This window comes from Pseudomonas sp. P4_B3 (assembly GCF_056402295.1).
This window is the reverse complement of record NZ_JBFUHR010000005.1, coordinates 218,074-233,868: the sequence shown is the minus strand read 5'-3', so window position 1 is coordinate 233,868 and position 15,795 is coordinate 218,074. Positions and strand designations below refer to the sequence as shown.

Sequence of the window (15,795 nt, the reverse complement as noted above, 5' to 3'; positions counted from 1 at the left end):
GATCAAAAGATCGCAGCCTGCGGCAGCTCCTACGCCAAGGTTGGAAACCCGAGCCGCCGTGGCTCCTGGCGAATCGACTCAGCGATCAGGCAGGGTGATATTGAGTTCCAGAATCGAGCAGCTGCCCTGGCTTTCCAGTGCGACATGCACGTCATCGGACCCGATATTGACGTACTTGCGGATCACCTCGACCAGTTCCTTCTGCAAGGCCGGCAGGTAGTCCGGGGTGCTGCGTTGGCCGCGTTCGTGCGCCACGATGATCTGTAGACGCTCTTTCGCTACCGACGCGGTGCTTTGCTTTTTGTTGGCACGAAAGAAGTCAAAAAGGTTCATTACCTACCTCCAAACAGGCGCTCGAAGAATCCCTTCTTCGTTACATCGAGAAAACGATGTTCCTTTTCTTTGCCCAAGAGGCGATCAACCGTGTCGCTATAGGCCTGACCTGCGTCGCTCTGATCATCAAGAATCACTGGCACACCCTGGTTGGAAGCCTTGAGCACCGCTTGGGATTCCGGGATCACACCGAGCAGTTTGATCGAGAGGATTTCCTTGACGTCTTCGACGCTGAGCATTTCGCCTTTTTCGACTCGCTCCGGGTGGTAGCGGGTAATCAGCAGGTGTTCCTTGATCTGCTCTTCGCCACGTTCGGCACGACGGGACTTGCTGGCCAGCAAGCCCAGCATGCGGTCCGAGTCACGTACCGAGGACACTTCCGGGTTGGTCACGACAATCGCTTCATCCGCGAAGTACATAGCCAGGTGGGCGCCTTTCTCGATACCTGCCGGAGAGTCGCAGACCACGAATTCGAAGTCTTCCTTCAGGGCCATCAGGACTTTTTCCACGCCTTCGACGGTCAGCGCGTCTTTGTCGCGGGTCTGGCTGGCGGCCAGCACGTAGAGGTTTTCCAGGCGCTTGTCTTTGATCAGGGCCTGTTGCAGGTTGGCTTCGCCGTTGACCACGTTGACGAAGTCATACACCACGCGGCGCTCGCAACCCATGATCAGGTCGAGGTTACGCAAGCCCACGTCGAAGTCGACGATCACTGTTTTGTGGCCGCGCAGAGCGAGGCCGGTACCGATAGCGGCGCTGGTGGTGGTCTTACCCACACCACCCTTGCCGGATGTAACCACGAGAATCTTGGCCAAGGTGTTTCACCCCTAAGGAAAGAGGACTTTTCAGCCCTTGAAAAACATCTCCTGAAAAACTACTGCAGTCGGACAGCCTTGGCTGGAATCCGGTTTTGAGCGGCGTTTACCCCCGGTAAACACTGCTTTCGGCCTTTTTCCTACTTCGTTTGAGCCGTTTTCGCTACGTTTTAGAGATGCTTGGAAAATGCGGCAGTATCCGTTAAAGCCGAATGATGTTCAACACGTCGCCGGACAGGCTGACCTGCACACCCGAACCCCATAGCGGGTCGCGGCGCAGGTCTTCGGAAACCTTGTAATGCCCGGCGATGGAAATCAGTTCAGCACTCATTTGCTGACAGAAAATCCGCGCCTTGGTGTCGCCCTTGACGCCGGCCAACACGCGACCCCGCATCGGGCCGTATACATGGATGTTGCCATCGGCGAGAAGTTCCGCCCCCGGGCTGACCGAGGAGATCACCACCAGATCGCAGCCCTGGGCATAAATCTGCTGGCCGCCGCGTACTGGCGAAGTGATGATTTTCGTCGGTTTGATGGTCGGCTCGGGCGGTTTTTCCGGTTTTTTCTTCGGTTCGCCTTCGGTCAGGTCCAATGGACGCTCGCGGGCACCGGACGGTGGCAGCACCGGCAGGTCGACCGCGATGGCGGCGGCGATGTCTTCGATGCGGCTGGCACGGATCGCCAGGGTGCGCAGGCCATGCTGGCGGCACACGCGCATCAGGCCGGGCAGATCGACCGCGCCTTCGTTGGCCGGGAGTTTGTCCAGGGCCAGTACCAGCGGCGCGTTGCTGAAGAAGTTGGGCGCTTGGGCGACCTTGGCGGCCAGTTGCCGATCAAGGCTTTCGAGGTCGTTACGGGCCAGTTCCAGCACCGTAATGGCCAGCATGCTGCCCTTCAACTGGAACACGGGATCTTGGTCTAGCGGTTCGGTTTGGCTCATGGTCGGCATACAACGACTTGTCACTAAAAGTGCCGAGACTTATAACGAGAACGCCCGCAGGCCGCAAGCCGGGTCGAACGATGTAGAATGCGCGGCCATTGTCATTCCGGAAGCATTAATGGACCGCCCGCGTTTTCGAAAAGCATTTCTATCTCCACGTTTCTGGCCGCTGTGGTGTGGCCTGGGGCTGTTGTGGCTGATCGTCCAATTGCCGTATCCGGCACTGTTGTGGATCGGTCGTGTACTGGGATCTTTGATGTATCGGGTGGCCGGCGACAGACGGCGCATTGCCAAGCGCAATCTGGAACTGTGTTTTCCGGAAAAAACCGCCGCCGAACGCAAACGCCTGCTCAAGGAGAACTTCGCCTCCACCGGCATCGCTTTTTTTGAGATGGCGATGAGCTGGTGGTGGTCGCGCAAGCGCCTGGCGAACCTGGCTCATGTCGAAGGGCTGGAGCATTTGCAAAAGGCTCAGCGCGAAGGCAAGGGCGTGATCCTGATGGCGCTGCACTTCACGACGCTGGAAATCGGTGCCGCGCTGCTCGGCCAACAGCACACCATCGACGGCATGTACCGCGAGCACAAGAATCCGCTGTTCGACTACATCCAGCGCCAGGGCCGCGAGCGGCACAATCTCGACTCGCTGGCGGTGGAGCGCGAAGACGTGCGCGGCATGCTCAAATTGCTGCGCTCGGGCCGCGCGATCTGGTACGCACCGGATCAGGACTATGGCGCCAAGCAAAGCCTCTTCGTGCCGTTGTTCGGCATTCAGGCTGCGACCGTCACCGCCACGAGCAAGTTTGCGCGGCTGGGCAAGGCGCTGGTGGTGCCGTTCACCCAGGAGCGTCTGGTGGACGGCAGCGGTTATCGGCTGGTGATCCATGCGCCGCTCGAAGGCTTCCCCGGCGAAACCGAAGAAGAGGACTGCATTCGCATCAATCAATGGATCGAAAGCGTTTTGCGCGAGCATCCCGAGCAATACCTGTGGGCTCATCGCCGCTTCAAGAGTCGTCCACCGGGCGAGCCGAAGTTGTACGCCAAGCGCGGTTGAGTAACCGTTTTCCCAAGCACCATGGAGTGTTGCGATGAGTCCAGTTGAGCCGGTTACAGGGTTGATTCTTTCCGGTGGCGGGGCTCGGGCGGCCTATCAGGTCGGGGTGCTGGCGGCGATTGCCGAATTGCTGCCACCGGGGGCCCGCAATCCGTTTCCGGTGATCGTCGGCACATCGGCGGGCGCGATCAACGCCGTCAGCCTCGCCAGCGGGGCGATGGATTTTCGTAACGCCATCGAACGCCTGACAGCTTTCTGGCAGGGCTTTCGCAGTCACCTGGTGTTGCGCAGCGACTGGCCCGGGGTGATCCGCCAGGCCAGCCGCTTTGTCAGCCACAGTTTGCTCGGCATCGGCAGGCACATGCCGGTGGCGCTGCTCAATAGTTCTCCGCTGCGGGACTTGCTCAGCGACAAGCTGCATATGGGCGGCATCGCCGAAGCGATCGCACAGCAACAATTGCATGCAGTGGCAGTCACGGCGTTCGGCTATGAGTCCGGCCAGGCCGTCACCTTCTATCAAGGCGGCGGCAAGATCGATGCCTGGTTGCGCCATCGACGCGTCGGCGTTCCCACCCAACTGTCGGTTGAACATCTACTCGCCAGTTCGGCCATTCCGCTGCTGTTCGCCCCGGTGAAAATCGGTGCAGAGTATTTCGGTGATGGCGCGGTGCGTCAGTCGGCGCCGATCAGTCCGGCGCTGCATCTGGGCGCCAGTCGGGTGCTGGTGGTGGGCGTCAGCGGCAACCCACGCGGCGTCGACCCGCAACAACCCTTGCAGCGCAGCTACACCGGTCAGCAGCCGACCCTGGCGCAGATTGGCGGGCACATGCTCAACAGTACGTTCATTGACAGCCTGGAAAGTGACATCGAGCTGTTGCAGCGCCTGAACCAGTTCAGTCACCTGATGCCCGACGGCACGCCGACCCGCGCATTGGGCGTGGCGCCGGTGGACGTATTGGTGATTTCACCGAGCCAGCCGATCGATGAAATTGCCGCGCGACATCGTCAGGAATTGCCGGCGGCACTGCGCCTGTTTCTGCGCGGGCCGGGCGCGACCAAGACCAGCGGGGCCGGGGTGCTGAGCTATCTGTTGTTCGAGGCGGGGTATTGCAGCGAGTTGATCGAGCTAGGGCGGCGGGATGCGTTGGCAAAGCGCGGGGAGTTGCGCCGGTTTCTGGGGTTGGCAGAGCCTGTACTTTCGGTTTGAGACTTGTGGTGAGGCTTTCGCGAGCAGGCTCGCTCCCACAGGGACTTTCGTCGTATACAACGTTTGTGTTCGACAAGGTTCCACTGTGGGAGCGAGCCTGCTCGCGAAGCTTCTTAAATCAGAAGTGAACCTTAACCAGGAAACTGGTCACACTCTGATCAGTCTTGAAGCCCTGGCTGTCTTCAATACCGTACTTGTTTTTCCAGTAGTCGTACTCGACACCGACGTACAGCTGCTTGGCACCCAGGTTCAGCGCCTTGCCCAGGTCATATTTGACCTGCGGATTGAAGTGCAGGTTGGCGTGGTATTCGCCTTTTTTGTTCACGTCGTTGTCGACGACCCAGTCCATGAAGCCGTCGATCAGCACATCCGAGCCACCCACCGGGATGGTGTAGGACCAGACCGGCGTGACCTGCCAGATGTTGTCGCCCGGGCGGTCGCCTTCGGTGTGGCGGTTGTAGAAGTTCAACTGGAAGTAATCGAAGCCCGGGATGGCCAGGTCGAAACCAGGGCCGATCAGGTAGGACTCGGTATCGTCTTCACCGAACTCGTAGGTCATGGCCAGCAGGACGTCCTTGATCGGGCCGAGCTCGAACTTCTGGTCGAAGATCTTGTTGAACGACAGGCGCGGGCTGAGCTCGCCGTAGTGGCTGTTCTTGCCCGCGAAGGCGTCCTCCTTGCCGTTGTAGAAGATCTTGTCGATGAAGAAGAAGTTGTCGCCGTATTTCCAGCCGTCGGCGTGTTCAAAGGTCACCGTCTGCTGAATGCGCGGGTTGACCTGGAAGTCCTTACCGTAAAGGTAGGACAGGCTGTTGTTCTGCCACTGCAGCAAGTCGCCGGCCATGGCCTGACCCCCCGCCAGCAATGATCCCGCCAGCATCAGGCTAGTGCACGTACGTTTCATTCGGTTGCTCCCAAAAAGTAGGTGGTTCCACGTTATTTTTTTAAGGTCGGCGCTCTGGTGTGGCGCCTGTTTCCGTAGCGGTAAAAAATCATCCATTCGGTCAGCTTTGGTGCTGTTAGCAAGAGCTGAGCCAAGGCTTTCAAAAAGCAAAAAACTCCCGTTCGGCGGCTCAAGAGCGGTCGATTGAGAGGGGTTTTGGAGTGCCTTGGTGCCTGCCAGAGCCGGGGTAAGTTGGCCTGCTGGTCAGGTTTTACATCCGGGCTTTTTTTTAAACCGGATTCGGGCGGGCGCGGAGAATACTGACTCCTCGGCCAGGTCTCAAGTGCTCCGCAACGGCGCACCGACGACAGGTTTGGGGCACGGTTGCGGGGCAGCATCAGAAATGCACCTTCACCAGCAGGCTGGTGGTGTTTTCATTGGTGTCGAAGCTGGAACTGTTTTCGATGCCGTACTTGTCTTTCCAATAGCTGTATTCGAGGCCGACGTACACCTGTTTCTCCCGCCAGCCGAGGGACTTGCCCAGGTCGTACTTGATCTGCGGGTTGAAGTGCAGGTTGGCGTGATAAGTGCCATGGGAGTTCTGGTCGTTATCCACCACCCAGTCCATGTAGCCGTCGATCAACAGATTCGAGTTGCCCAATGGCAGGGTGTAGGACCAGGCCGGTGTGATCTGCCAGACATCGTCGCCGGGGCGCGAGCCTTCGGTCTGGCGGTAATAGAAATTCAAAGTGAAAAAATTGAAGCCCGGTACCGCGAGGTCGAAACCGGGGCCGATCAGGTAGGCCTCGGTGTCGTCTTCGCCGTTCTCGTAGGTCATGGCTAACAGCACGTCCTTGATCGGGCCGAATTCGAAACGGCGGTCGAGGATCTTGCCGAAGGAGAGGCGCGGGCTGAACTCGCCGTAGTAGGCGTGGGCGCCTTTGTTGCGGTCTTTCTCGCCGTTGTACCAGGTGCTGTCGACGAACAGGAAGTTGTCGCCGTACTTCCAGCGGTCGGCGTGTTCGAAGGTTATCGTCTGCTGGATCGACGGGTTGACCACGAAATCCTTGCCGTACAGGTAGCTCAGGCTGTTGGTCTGCCACAGCAGTAAATCGCCGGCCATGGCCTGACTCGCGGCCAGCAGGCCAGCACTCAACAGCACGTTGGTTTGTGTCCGAATCATCTGTTGCTCCCTCTTGTTTTTATTGTTCGAGGCGCAGGTTGTGGTCAGGGGGCTGGCCACAGGCAGGCCCCCTTGGTTATCCGTCAGATCAATGGGTGTGAGCGTGGCAGTCGTTGATGGCCGCGCGTTCGGCGCCACCCAGGATGTTGAACAGCAGATTCAGCGTCAGCGCGCTGAGGGTGGCCATGGCGATGCCGCTGTGGGTGATCGGGCTCATCCACACGGGCAGGTGGGCGAAAAACTCCGGGCGCACCACCGGGATCAGACCCATGCCGATGCTCACCGCCACCAGCAACTGGTTGCGACGGTCACCGATGTCGGCTTCCTGGAGAATCTTGATTCCGGTAGCGGCGACCATGCCGAACATCGCTATCGCTGCGCCACCCAGTACTGCCGGAGGAATCGAGGCCACCAGGAATGCGGCTTTGGGCAGCAGGCTCAGGACAATCAGCAACCCGCCGGCAACGATGGTCACCGAGCGGCAACGCACGCCGGTCATCTGCACCAGGCCGATGTTCTGGGCGAAGGAGGAGTGGGTGAAGGTGTTGAAGAACCCGGCGAAGAACGAAGCGCCGGCATCACACAGCAAGCCGCGACGCAGCATCCGTGGGCAGACTTCCTGGCCGGTGATCTTGCCCAGCGCCAGAAACATCCCGGTGGACTCGACGAAAATGATCACCACCACCAGGCACATCGACAGGATCGGCGCGAGTTCGAATTTCGGCATGCCGAAGTGCAGCGGCGTGACGAATTGCAGCCATGGCGCCTGAGCCATGCCACTGAGGTCGACCATGCCGAGCAGGCCGCAGAGCACATAGCCCAGGCACATGCCGATCAGCACGGAAATATTGACCCAGAAGCCGCGCATGAAGCGGTGCACCAGCAAGATGGTGCCCAGTACCAGTGCGGCGATGGTCAGGTAGATCGGCGAACCGAATTGGCTGGCGCCAGCACCGCCGCCGGCCCAGTTCACGGCCACGGGGAACAGCGACAAACCGATCGAGGTGATGACCGTACCGGTCACCAGTGGCGGGAAGAAGCGCACAACCTTGGACATGAACGGGGCGATGAGCATGCCGAAGAACCCGGCGGCGATGGTAGCGCCGAAGATCCCCTGCAAGCCGATGCCGGGCATGCCGGCCATGGCGACCATGCTGCCGACGGCGGCGAAACTGGCGCCCATCATCACCGGCATGCGAATGCCCATGGGGCCTATGCCGAGGGACTGGACGATGGTGGCAATACCCGCCACCAGCAGGTCGGCGTTGATCAGGAAGGCAATTTCTTCACGACTCAGGCCAGCGGCCTGTCCGATGATCAGCGGTACCGCGATGGCACCACCGTACATCAGCAGAACATGTTGCAAACCGACCAGGATCAGTTGCAAGAGGGGCAAACGCTGAATGGCGGGTGCGTCGGGGATGCGCGCTGTGGATAGCTCGGACATGCAACACCTCGGATCTTTTTATTCTTGTGATTTTTCGTATCAGGCAACCGCTGCGCGGTTGATCGCTGGCAAGCCAGCTCCTACAGATTTGTGTTGTTCACCGGTTAGGCGCACGACATGGAACCTGTAGGAGCTGGCTTGCCAGCGAAGCTTTTCAGCGATGAATCAGTTGGTCTGGGCGCCCTGCACAATCCAGGCACCGATCAGGTCACGTTCCTGCTGGGTCATCTGGGTGATGTTGCCCAGTGGCATGATCTGGCTGGTGACGGCTTGCGCCTGAATCCGCGGTGCGTTCTGGCGGATCTGTTCGGGGGTGTCGAACATCACACCGGCAGGGGCCGCACTGAACAGCGGGCTGGTTGGCTTGGCCGAATGGCAAACCGCACAACGTTCCTGAATCACACTGTGCACTTTGTCAAAGCCTGGGCCTGTGTTGGACGCTTGCGCCGGTGCGGCAGCCGGCGTTTCTGCAGGTTTGGCTTCAGCCGGTTTCAAACCACCGCCCACTGCTGTTTCCGGCAGTGGCTGGTATTCGATCTTCGCTGGCGCCTTGGCCACTTCCGGGCTGTTCAGCGGCGCGGGGCCGGTGACGTAAGCCAGGCTGATCATGCCGACGGCTGCCACCGGCAGGGTCCAGGCAAACTTGTGGCTGTCGTGACGGGTGTTGAAGTAGTGACGCACCAACACCGCCAGTACCGCGATCCCGGCCAGGATCAACCAGTTGTACTGGCTGCCGTAGGTGCTCGGGAAGTGGTTGCTGATCATGATGAACAGCACCGGCAAGGTGAAGTAGTTGTTGTGACGCGAACGCAGCAGGCCTTTGGCCGGCAGCGCCGGATCCGGCGTGCGGTTCTCGGCGATCGCCGCTACCAGTGCACGTTGCGCCGGCATGATGATGCGGAACACGTTGCCGACCATGATGGTGCCGATGATCGCGCCGACGTGCAGGTACGCACCCCGACCGCTGAACACTTTGCTGAAGCCGTAGGCCGCGCCGATGATCAGGACGAACAGGATGCCGCCGAGCAGGGCAGGGCGTTTGCCCAGGGCCGAGTCGCACAGGAAGGAGTAGATGAACCAGCCGACGAACAACGAGCCGAGACCGATGGCCACGCCTTCAGGACCGCTCAGGGTGCTGCCCGGAGCCAGCAGGTAGAGCGTCGGGTTGGAGTAGAACACCACGCACAGCAGCGCGATCCCCGACATCCAGGTGAAGTAGGCTTCCCATTTGAACCAGTGCAGGTTGTCCGGCATGGTCGGTGGGGCCAGTTTGTATTTTTCCAGGTGGTAGATACCGCCACCGTGGATTGCCCACAAATCGCCAGCCAGACCGCTTTTCGGGTTGACCCGGTTGAGGTTGTTTTCCAGCCATACGAAATAGAACGACGCACCGATCCAGGCCACGCCAGTAATCATGTGAACCCAGCGCACGCTCAGGTTCAGCCATTCCAACAGATGTGCTTCCACAGTCTTTACCTCTCGCCTGTCACTCTGTTGTCGAGTGATCAGGCCTTCTCTTATTGGTGGGGGGCGAGGATCAAACGCTCATCCTCTTTGAAAAAATGCTCATCGCAGTTATTGCCTGTGCCACTGCGATCAACCACCAGGAAGTCATCCCGCTTTTCGATCGTCAGCACCGGGTGGTGCCAGACGCCGCGATGGTAATTAATGCCCTGCCTGCCGTTGGTGACGAAGGCGCGGACCAAGCCTGATACAGGTTCATCGCCAAGTGGCGCGACCACGATCAGAAAGGGGTTGCCGAGCAGCGGAATGAAAGCCTGGCTGCCCAGCGGATGGCGCTCCAGCATGCTGACGGTCAGCGGCATGTCCTGCGCGTCGGCGCGGAAGATGCTGATGATCGCGTTGTCCTCAGGCGTAGCGGTTTGCACCGCCGCCAGTTTATGGAAGCGCATGGTCGAACCGTTGTTGATCATGAAGTGATCGCTGCCGTCGGTTTCGATCACGTCACCGAAAGGGGCGAAGGCTTCTTTGGTCAGCGGTTCAATCGTCAGTGTGCGCATGCTGGTCTTCTTATCTTTGAAATGTGTTTTCAGTTCACTGCATACCCTGTAGGAGCTGGCGAAGCCTGCGATCTTTTGACTTTGCTTTTTAAGATCAAGATCAAGATCAAAAGATCGCAGCCTGCGGCAGCTCCTACGGTCTCAGCATTACTTCGCTACCTTGCCCAATACGCGCAGGCGGCTCACACCACCATCCGGGAACACGTTCAGGCGGATGTGGGTGATCGGGCCCAGTGCCTTGATCTGCTCGGCGAAGGTGTGTTCGGCGTGCATTTCCAGCTTCTGGCTTGGCAGCAGTTCGCGCCAGAACAACGACTGGGTTTCGATCTGGCTGTCGGTACCGCCCTTCACGAACGCGCCCTGGATCGAGCAGCTGTCCGGGTAGTTGCCCTTGAAGTGCAGGGTGTCGACGATGACTTTCTCGACTTCGCCGGCATGGCCCAGCGCGACGATGACCCAGTCATTGCCCGGGGTACGACGACGCGCGGTTTCCCAGCCATCGCCCATGTTGATGCCGCGGCCCGGGTTGAGGATGTTGCTCATGCGACCGAAGTGTTCATCGGAGCAGGCGAGGGCGCGGCCACCGTTCAGAGCTGCAGCCAGGTCGACCTGCTCGTTGTCGCCGGTAGCGGACCAGTCACGGAACGGCACGCCGTACACGCGCAGACGGGCCACGCCACCATCCGGGTAGATGTTGAAGCGCAGGTGGCTGAAGGCCTGGTCGTTGTTGATTTCGTGGTAGTGGTGGCTGTTGCCTTGCAGCTCGACGGCAGACAGCACTTCAACCCACTGGGTGTTTTCGTTCGGCTCGCCTTCGGCCAGGAAGCAGGCTTCCAGGGACGCCGATGGCGGGAAGTTGCCGGTGAAGAATGAAGTGTCGATGTCGACGCCCTTGATCGAACCCGGTACGCCCAGGCGGATCACGGCGCTGTCGAAGCCTTCGAAGCGCTTGCGGCGCGACTCCCAGCCATCCATCCACTTGCCGTTGTCATCGAACACGCCCTCCTTCCATACGGCCGGGGTCGGTTGGAACAGACGGTTGGCGTCTGCGAACCAGTCATCGGTGACCGAGATGATTTTGGTGCCCAGGCGGGCGTCGGCCAGGTTGACGAACTTCTCGAAAGGTACGGCGTAAGCTTTCATTCTTCTTGTCTGCCTTTAAATAAGTGGCTTGGGATGCTTGCGAGGCTCTGGGTGTTTTCTGCGTTTAAGAACACTCAGGCCAGGCTTGCTATAGGGTCAGTAATCGGAACAGGGCGATCTTGTTGATCTGCGCCAGCGCGCATTTGAACTCGGTGTCGACCGGGTTGTGGATGCGCGTTTCGAACGCTGCGAGGATCTGATGCCGGTTGCTGCCTTTTACCGCCATGATGAAGGGAAACTTGAACTTGGCTTTGTAGGCGTCGTTCAGCTCGGTGAAGCGAGAAAACTCTTCGGCCGTGCATTGGTGAATACCGGCGCCAGACTGTTCTTCAGTGCTGGCTGCGGTAAGCTGGCCCTGGACGGCAGCTTTGCCGGCCAGGTCCGGGTGAGCATTGATCAGATCAAGCTGGCTTGCGTGATCAGCACTCAACAGGATGTCGCTCATGCGCTGGTGCAGGGTTTCGATCTGGTCGATCGAGGCATCCTGGCCCAGGTCGTAGGCCTTCTCGGCCACCCATGGCGAATGTTCGTAGATGTCGGCGAAAGCGGCGACGAAGGCGTCGCGGCTCAGGGTCGAAGGTTTGACGGTTTGGAAGGTGCTCATTTGGCAGCCCCTGTGTACGGGTGGGTTTCTTGCCAGTGGCGCGCGATGTCGACGCGACGGCTGAACCACACCTGTTCATGACTTTTAGCGTATTCGATAAAGCGCTTGAGCGAAGCCAGACGCGCCGGACGGCCGATCAGGCGGCAGTGCAGGCCGATCGAGAGCATTTTCGGTGCCTCGGCGCCTTCTGCGTAGAGCACATCGAACGCATCCTTGAGGTATTCGAAGAAGTCGTCGCCCTTGTTGAAGCCCTGGACTTGGGTGAAGCGCATGTCGTTGGTGTCCAGGGTGTACGGGATCACCAGGTGCGGCTTGCCGGTCGGGTTGTTCGGTTCCCAGTAGGGCAGGTCGTCGTCGTAGGTGTCGCAGTCGTAGAGGAAACCGCCTTCTTCCATCACCAGGCGACGGGTGTTCGGGCCGGTGCGGCCGGTGTACCAGCCCAGCGGGCGAATGCCTGTGATTTCGGTGAGGATGCGGATCGCTTCGAGCATGTGCTCACGTTCCTGGGCTTCGTCCATGTACTGGTAGTCGATCCAGCGATAGCCATGGCTGCAGATCTCGTGGCCGGCATCGACCATGGCGCGGATCACGTCCGGGTGACGCTGGGCGGCCATGGCCACGGCGAAGATGGTCAGCGGAATGTCGAATTCCTTGAACAGTTTCAGGATCCGCCACACGCCGGCACGGCTGCCATACTCGTAAAGTGATTCCATGCTCATGTTGCGCGCGCCTTGCAGCGGCTGGGCAGAAACCATTTCCGAGAGGAACGCTTCGGACTCTTTGTCGCCGTGCAGGATGTTGCGCTCGCCGCCTTCTTCGTAATTGAGTACGAACGACAGGGCAATACGGGCATTGCCCGGCCAGTGTGGGTGCGGAGGGTTACTGCCGTAACCGACCAGGTCGCGTGGGTAGTCAGCGCTCACTGCAGGCTTCCTTCTTATTCGATGATGACGGTTGGTGTGACGTAGCTGAAAACTGGATGGCAGGCTGGCGTCACAGCGATGGGCTGATTGTATACAACTTTATATTCACTTTGTAAGCCTGAATTTTCGCATTTTTCACCGACTGTCATCTTTTACTGCTATTGGCGTGAGCCTGCAAGAAATCTGCCTGAATGGTCAGTAATTTGATGAAGGGGTCATAGGCTGTGCGGTTTGGCGGGAAATCGACAGTAAATAGGCAGATGGCGAGGGTAAAGCGAAAAATGTCGTTTTTATTGTGTACAATTTTTTTGAAAAGTGTCTTAATCAGTCGCTCGCCGCAGCTTTTCGTGCTCCGAATCGGTGCGGTCTCCTTTTCAACTGACTTCGGGAGGCGCGAAGTCTGACTGCTCCACGCAGGCAGGCGCGCAGAATCAATGGGACGTTTGACTACACACGTTTTGGACGCAGCACACGGTTGCCCGGGCAGCTCGATCAAGGTCGAGTTGTACCGCGTTGAAGGATCGCACCTGGAATTGGTCGCCAGCGCGATAACCAACAGCGATGGTCGTGTCGATGCACCGCTGCTGCAAGGCGATGACTACCGCACCGGGGTCTATCAGGTTCAGTTTCATGCCGGCGATTACTACCGCGCCCGTGGCGTCAAGCTGCCGGAGCCTGCCTTCCTGGATGTCGTGGTGCTGCGTTTTGGCATCTCCGCCGAGCAGGATCACTACCATGTGCCGTTGTTGATTTCGCCTTACAGCTACTCCACCTATCGCGGCAGCTGATCCCCCAGGCAGCTGCTGCACCCTGGAAGCGACTGCGCATATAGCTTCTTTGGTCTTTCGCCCGCTCACACTGCGGGCTTTTTTTCGTCTGTGTAAAAGTCAAAAGATCTTGCTGTTTAGCGGCTCAGCAGGGACGCTGCACCCGCACCACTGAACAACCCCGCACTGATCCGGTTAAACCAGCTCTGCCCCTTGCCGCTGCGCAGATACCGCGCCGCACCATGGGCACCAAGGCCGTAGGCCAGTTTGCACAGCAGGTCGAGCACGGTCCAGGTCGCAATCATCACCAGCAACTGCGGCAGGAACGCTTGTTCGGCACTCAAGAACTGCGGCAGGAAAGCGGCGAAGAACAGAATGTCTTTCGGGTTGCTCGCGCCCAGCATGAACGCGCGGCCGAAAAGTGCGCGAAAGCGCGGCACTGCTGCAGCTTGAGGCACTTCGGCGCCATGGGAAGGCTGGCGCGATTGCTGCCAGCTCTGCCAGGCGAGATAGAACAAGTACAACGCACCGACGATTTTCAAGGCGCGGAACAACTGTTCCGACGCCAGCAGCAACGCGCCCAGGCCCAGCGCCGAGGCGCTCAGCAGGCAGATTGAGGCAATCACGCCACCCAGAAACGCCGGGTAGGAGCGGACCAAACCGTAATTCAGGCTGTTGCTGATCATCAGCAAAGACAACGGCCCCGGGATCAGGATCACTATCAGCGCAGCGCCGCTGAACAGCAGCCAGGTTTCCAGACTCATCACTTTCCTCCATTTGCACAAAAGCCCCACCCGACGGGGTGAGGCTGTTTTCAAGCGGGTCCCGCGTAAGGTTTACAGGAAGATGAACTTGGCGATGAAGATCGCGCAAAGCACCCACAAACTCACGGAAATTTCCTTGTACTTGCCGGTACCGGCCTTCAGCGCCACGTAGGTGATGAAGCCCAGGGCGATACCGTCGGCGACCGAGAAGGTCAGCGGCATCATGATGGCGGTAACGATCGCCGGAATGCTGTCGGTCGCTTCGTCCCATTCAATGTGGGCCATGCCGCCCATCATCAGCATCGCTACATAAATCAGTGCGCCAGCGGTGGCATAGGCGGGAATCATGCCGGCCAGTGGTGCGAAAAACATTGCGGCTATAAATAGCACACCAACGGTGACTGCGGTAAGACCTGTCCGACCACCAGCGGCCACGCCAGCAGCACTTTCTACGTAGCTTGTGACCGGCGGAACACCGACCACTGCACCGAATACGCTGGACGCACTGTCGGCTTTCATCGCGCGGGAGAGGTTTTCGATCTTGCCGTCAGCGCCGACCAGGTTGGCGCGCTGGGCAACGCCCATCAGTGTGCCGGCGGTGTCGAACATGTGCACGAAGAGGAACGCCAGGACCACGCTGATCATGCTGACGTTGAATACGCCGGCGACGTTCATGGCCATCCAGGTCGGAGCCAGGCTTGGTGGAGCGGACATGATGCCCTCGTAGTGCACCAGCCCGAGGCCCCAACCGGCGAGGGTCACGGTGATGATGCTGATGAGGATCGCGCCGAACACTTTATGGTAGCTGAGGATGGCGATCATCAGGAAGCACACGGCGGCGAGCAGCGGGCCGGGTTCGCGCAGGGAGCCGAGCTTGATCAGGGTAGCCGGGCTATCGACGACGATACCCGCGGTTTTTAGACCGATCAGCCCCAGGAACAGCCCCACGCCGGCGCCCATGGCGAAGCGCAGGCTGACCGGGATGCTGTTGAGCAACCATTCGCGGATCCGCGAGAAGGTCAGGATCATGAACAACACACCGGAAACAAACACCGCACCGAGGGCGGTTTCCCAGTTGTAGCCCATGGTGCCGACCACGGTGTAGGTGAAGAAGGCGTTCAGGCCCATGCCCGGTGCCAGGCCGACCGGCCAGTTGGCGTACAGGCCCATCAACAGGCAACCGAGTGCCGCGGCGATGCAGGTGGCGACGAACGCGGCACCGTGGTCGATCCCGGCGTCGGCCATGATGTTGGGGTTAACGAAAATGATGTAGGCCATAGTGATGAAGGTTGTCAGACCGGCAATCAGCTCGGTCTTCACCGTGGTGCCGTGCAAGCTGAGTTTGAACAGACGTTCCAGCAAGCCATTGCGTAATGGCGGCGAGAGTTCCAGCGTCGATGCTTCGGATTTGCGGCTTTCCACAGCGAATACTCCTCAAGAGTTTTATTGTTATTTCCAGGGCCGGATCCGAGAGGGGTGGCAGCGGCCCTTTGAGGTGCTTGCGAATTTGTTGACCGCTTGGTCAGGAACTCGCACGAAGTGGATTATGCTTTTGTATACAAAGAAAGCAAATAATGTTTTTGATTTTGTAGACGAAAAGTTTGGCGATCGGGATATATCGCCTGTTCGGACGCTATCGCGAGCAGGCTCGCTCCTACAGTTGATCGCATACCCCTGTAGGAGCGAGCCTGCTCGCGAAGGGGCCGGATCGGTTAAT

The 15,795-nt window shown here is 59.2% G+C and carries 16 protein-coding genes; 3 read left to right on the top strand and 13 right to left on the bottom strand.

Going from position 1 to position 15,795, the window contains the following annotated elements:
- Positions 1-78: 78 nt before the first annotated feature.
- From minE to minC, 3 genes are all read right to left on the bottom strand, one after another.
- Entirely contained in the window at positions 79-333 is a 255-nt protein-coding gene (gene minE / locus AC1DWG_RS07840; RefSeq protein ID WP_007974947.1) for a cell division topological specificity factor MinE, read from the bottom strand.
- Positions 333-1,145, bottom strand: a complete 813-nt coding sequence (minD, locus tag AC1DWG_RS07835) for a septum site-determining protein MinD (RefSeq protein ID WP_414876892.1) — start codon at positions 1,143-1,145, stop codon at positions 333-335. The genes minE and minD overlap by 1 nt, the downstream gene beginning before the upstream one ends.
- Before the next feature lie 202 nt (positions 1,146-1,347).
- Positions 1,348-2,085, bottom strand: a complete 738-nt coding sequence (gene minC, locus AC1DWG_RS07830) for a septum site-determining protein MinC (RefSeq protein WP_046037759.1) — start codon at positions 2,083-2,085, stop codon at positions 1,348-1,350.
- Between the two features lie 118 nt (positions 2,086-2,203).
- On the opposite strand from minC, the gene AC1DWG_RS07825 reads away from it, so the two are divergent.
- Positions 2,204-3,136 (top strand): lipid A biosynthesis lauroyl acyltransferase, encoded by a 933-nt coding sequence (locus AC1DWG_RS07825; RefSeq protein ID WP_477762434.1) that lies wholly within the window; start codon positions 2,204-2,206, stop codon positions 3,134-3,136.
- A 34-nt stretch (positions 3,137-3,170) separates the two neighbouring features.
- Positions 3,171-4,343, top strand: a complete 1,173-nt coding sequence (locus AC1DWG_RS07820) for a patatin-like phospholipase family protein (protein ID WP_477787577.1) — start codon at positions 3,171-3,173, stop codon at positions 4,341-4,343.
- Between the two features lie 118 nt (positions 4,344-4,461).
- Here the strand turns inward: AC1DWG_RS07820 and AC1DWG_RS07815 are convergent, their stop codons facing one another.
- The 8 genes from AC1DWG_RS07815 to puuE form a co-directional block, all read right to left on the bottom strand.
- Positions 4,462-5,247 carry an outer membrane protein OmpK gene (locus AC1DWG_RS07815; protein WP_477754854.1) on the bottom strand — a complete coding sequence of 262 codons (786 nt, stop codon included), beginning with the start codon at positions 5,245-5,247 and terminating at the stop codon, positions 4,462-4,464.
- Positions 5,248-5,623: 376 nt separating this feature from the next.
- A complete protein-coding gene (locus AC1DWG_RS07810; protein WP_477787576.1) occupies positions 5,624-6,409 on the bottom strand; it encodes an outer membrane protein OmpK in 786 nt (261 codons plus the stop codon).
- A gap of 88 nt (positions 6,410-6,497) precedes the next feature.
- On the bottom strand, positions 6,498-7,856 hold the full coding sequence (locus AC1DWG_RS07805) for a nucleobase:cation symporter-2 family protein (protein ID WP_477760044.1): 1,359 nt from the start codon (positions 7,854-7,856) through the stop codon (positions 6,498-6,500).
- Positions 7,857-8,021: 165 nt separating this feature from the next.
- Positions 8,022-9,323 carry a urate hydroxylase PuuD gene (locus tag AC1DWG_RS07800; protein WP_477762431.1) on the bottom strand — a complete coding sequence of 434 codons (1,302 nt, stop codon included), beginning with the start codon at positions 9,321-9,323 and terminating at the stop codon, positions 8,022-8,024.
- Between the two features lie 50 nt (positions 9,324-9,373).
- Positions 9,374-9,877 carry an ureidoglycolate lyase gene (locus AC1DWG_RS07795; RefSeq protein ID WP_477762430.1) on the bottom strand — a complete coding sequence of 168 codons (504 nt, stop codon included), beginning with the start codon at positions 9,875-9,877 and terminating at the stop codon, positions 9,374-9,376.
- A 147-nt stretch (positions 9,878-10,024) separates the two neighbouring features.
- Positions 10,025-11,020, bottom strand: a complete 996-nt coding sequence (gene alc / locus AC1DWG_RS07790; protein ID WP_008048382.1) for an allantoicase — start codon at positions 11,018-11,020, stop codon at positions 10,025-10,027.
- 88 nt (positions 11,021-11,108) lie between these two features.
- Positions 11,109-11,624, bottom strand: a complete 516-nt coding sequence (gene uraD / locus AC1DWG_RS07785) for a 2-oxo-4-hydroxy-4-carboxy-5-ureidoimidazoline decarboxylase (protein ID WP_477762429.1) — start codon at positions 11,622-11,624, stop codon at positions 11,109-11,111.
- A complete protein-coding gene (gene puuE / locus AC1DWG_RS07780) occupies positions 11,621-12,547 on the bottom strand; it encodes an allantoinase PuuE (protein WP_477762428.1) in 927 nt (308 codons plus the stop codon). The genes uraD and puuE overlap by 4 nt, the downstream gene beginning before the upstream one ends.
- Before the next feature lie 434 nt (positions 12,548-12,981).
- On the opposite strand from puuE, the gene uraH reads away from it, so the two are divergent.
- Entirely contained in the window at positions 12,982-13,335 is a 354-nt protein-coding gene (gene uraH, locus AC1DWG_RS07775; protein ID WP_007974925.1) for a hydroxyisourate hydrolase, read from the top strand.
- A gap of 116 nt (positions 13,336-13,451) precedes the next feature.
- Here uraH and AC1DWG_RS07770 read toward each other — a convergent pair whose 3' ends face one another.
- Together AC1DWG_RS07770 and AC1DWG_RS07765 are read right to left on the bottom strand one after the other, a co-directional pair.
- Positions 13,452-14,078, bottom strand: coding sequence for a LysE family translocator (locus AC1DWG_RS07770; RefSeq protein ID WP_477754847.1), 627 nt, complete (start codon positions 14,076-14,078; stop codon positions 13,452-13,454).
- A 72-nt stretch (positions 14,079-14,150) separates the two neighbouring features.
- Positions 14,151-15,500: an NCS2 family permease gene (locus tag AC1DWG_RS07765; protein ID WP_477754846.1), complete on the bottom strand. Its 1,350-nt coding sequence runs from the start codon at positions 15,498-15,500 to the stop codon at positions 14,151-14,153.
- Positions 15,501-15,795: the final 295 nt, after the last annotated feature.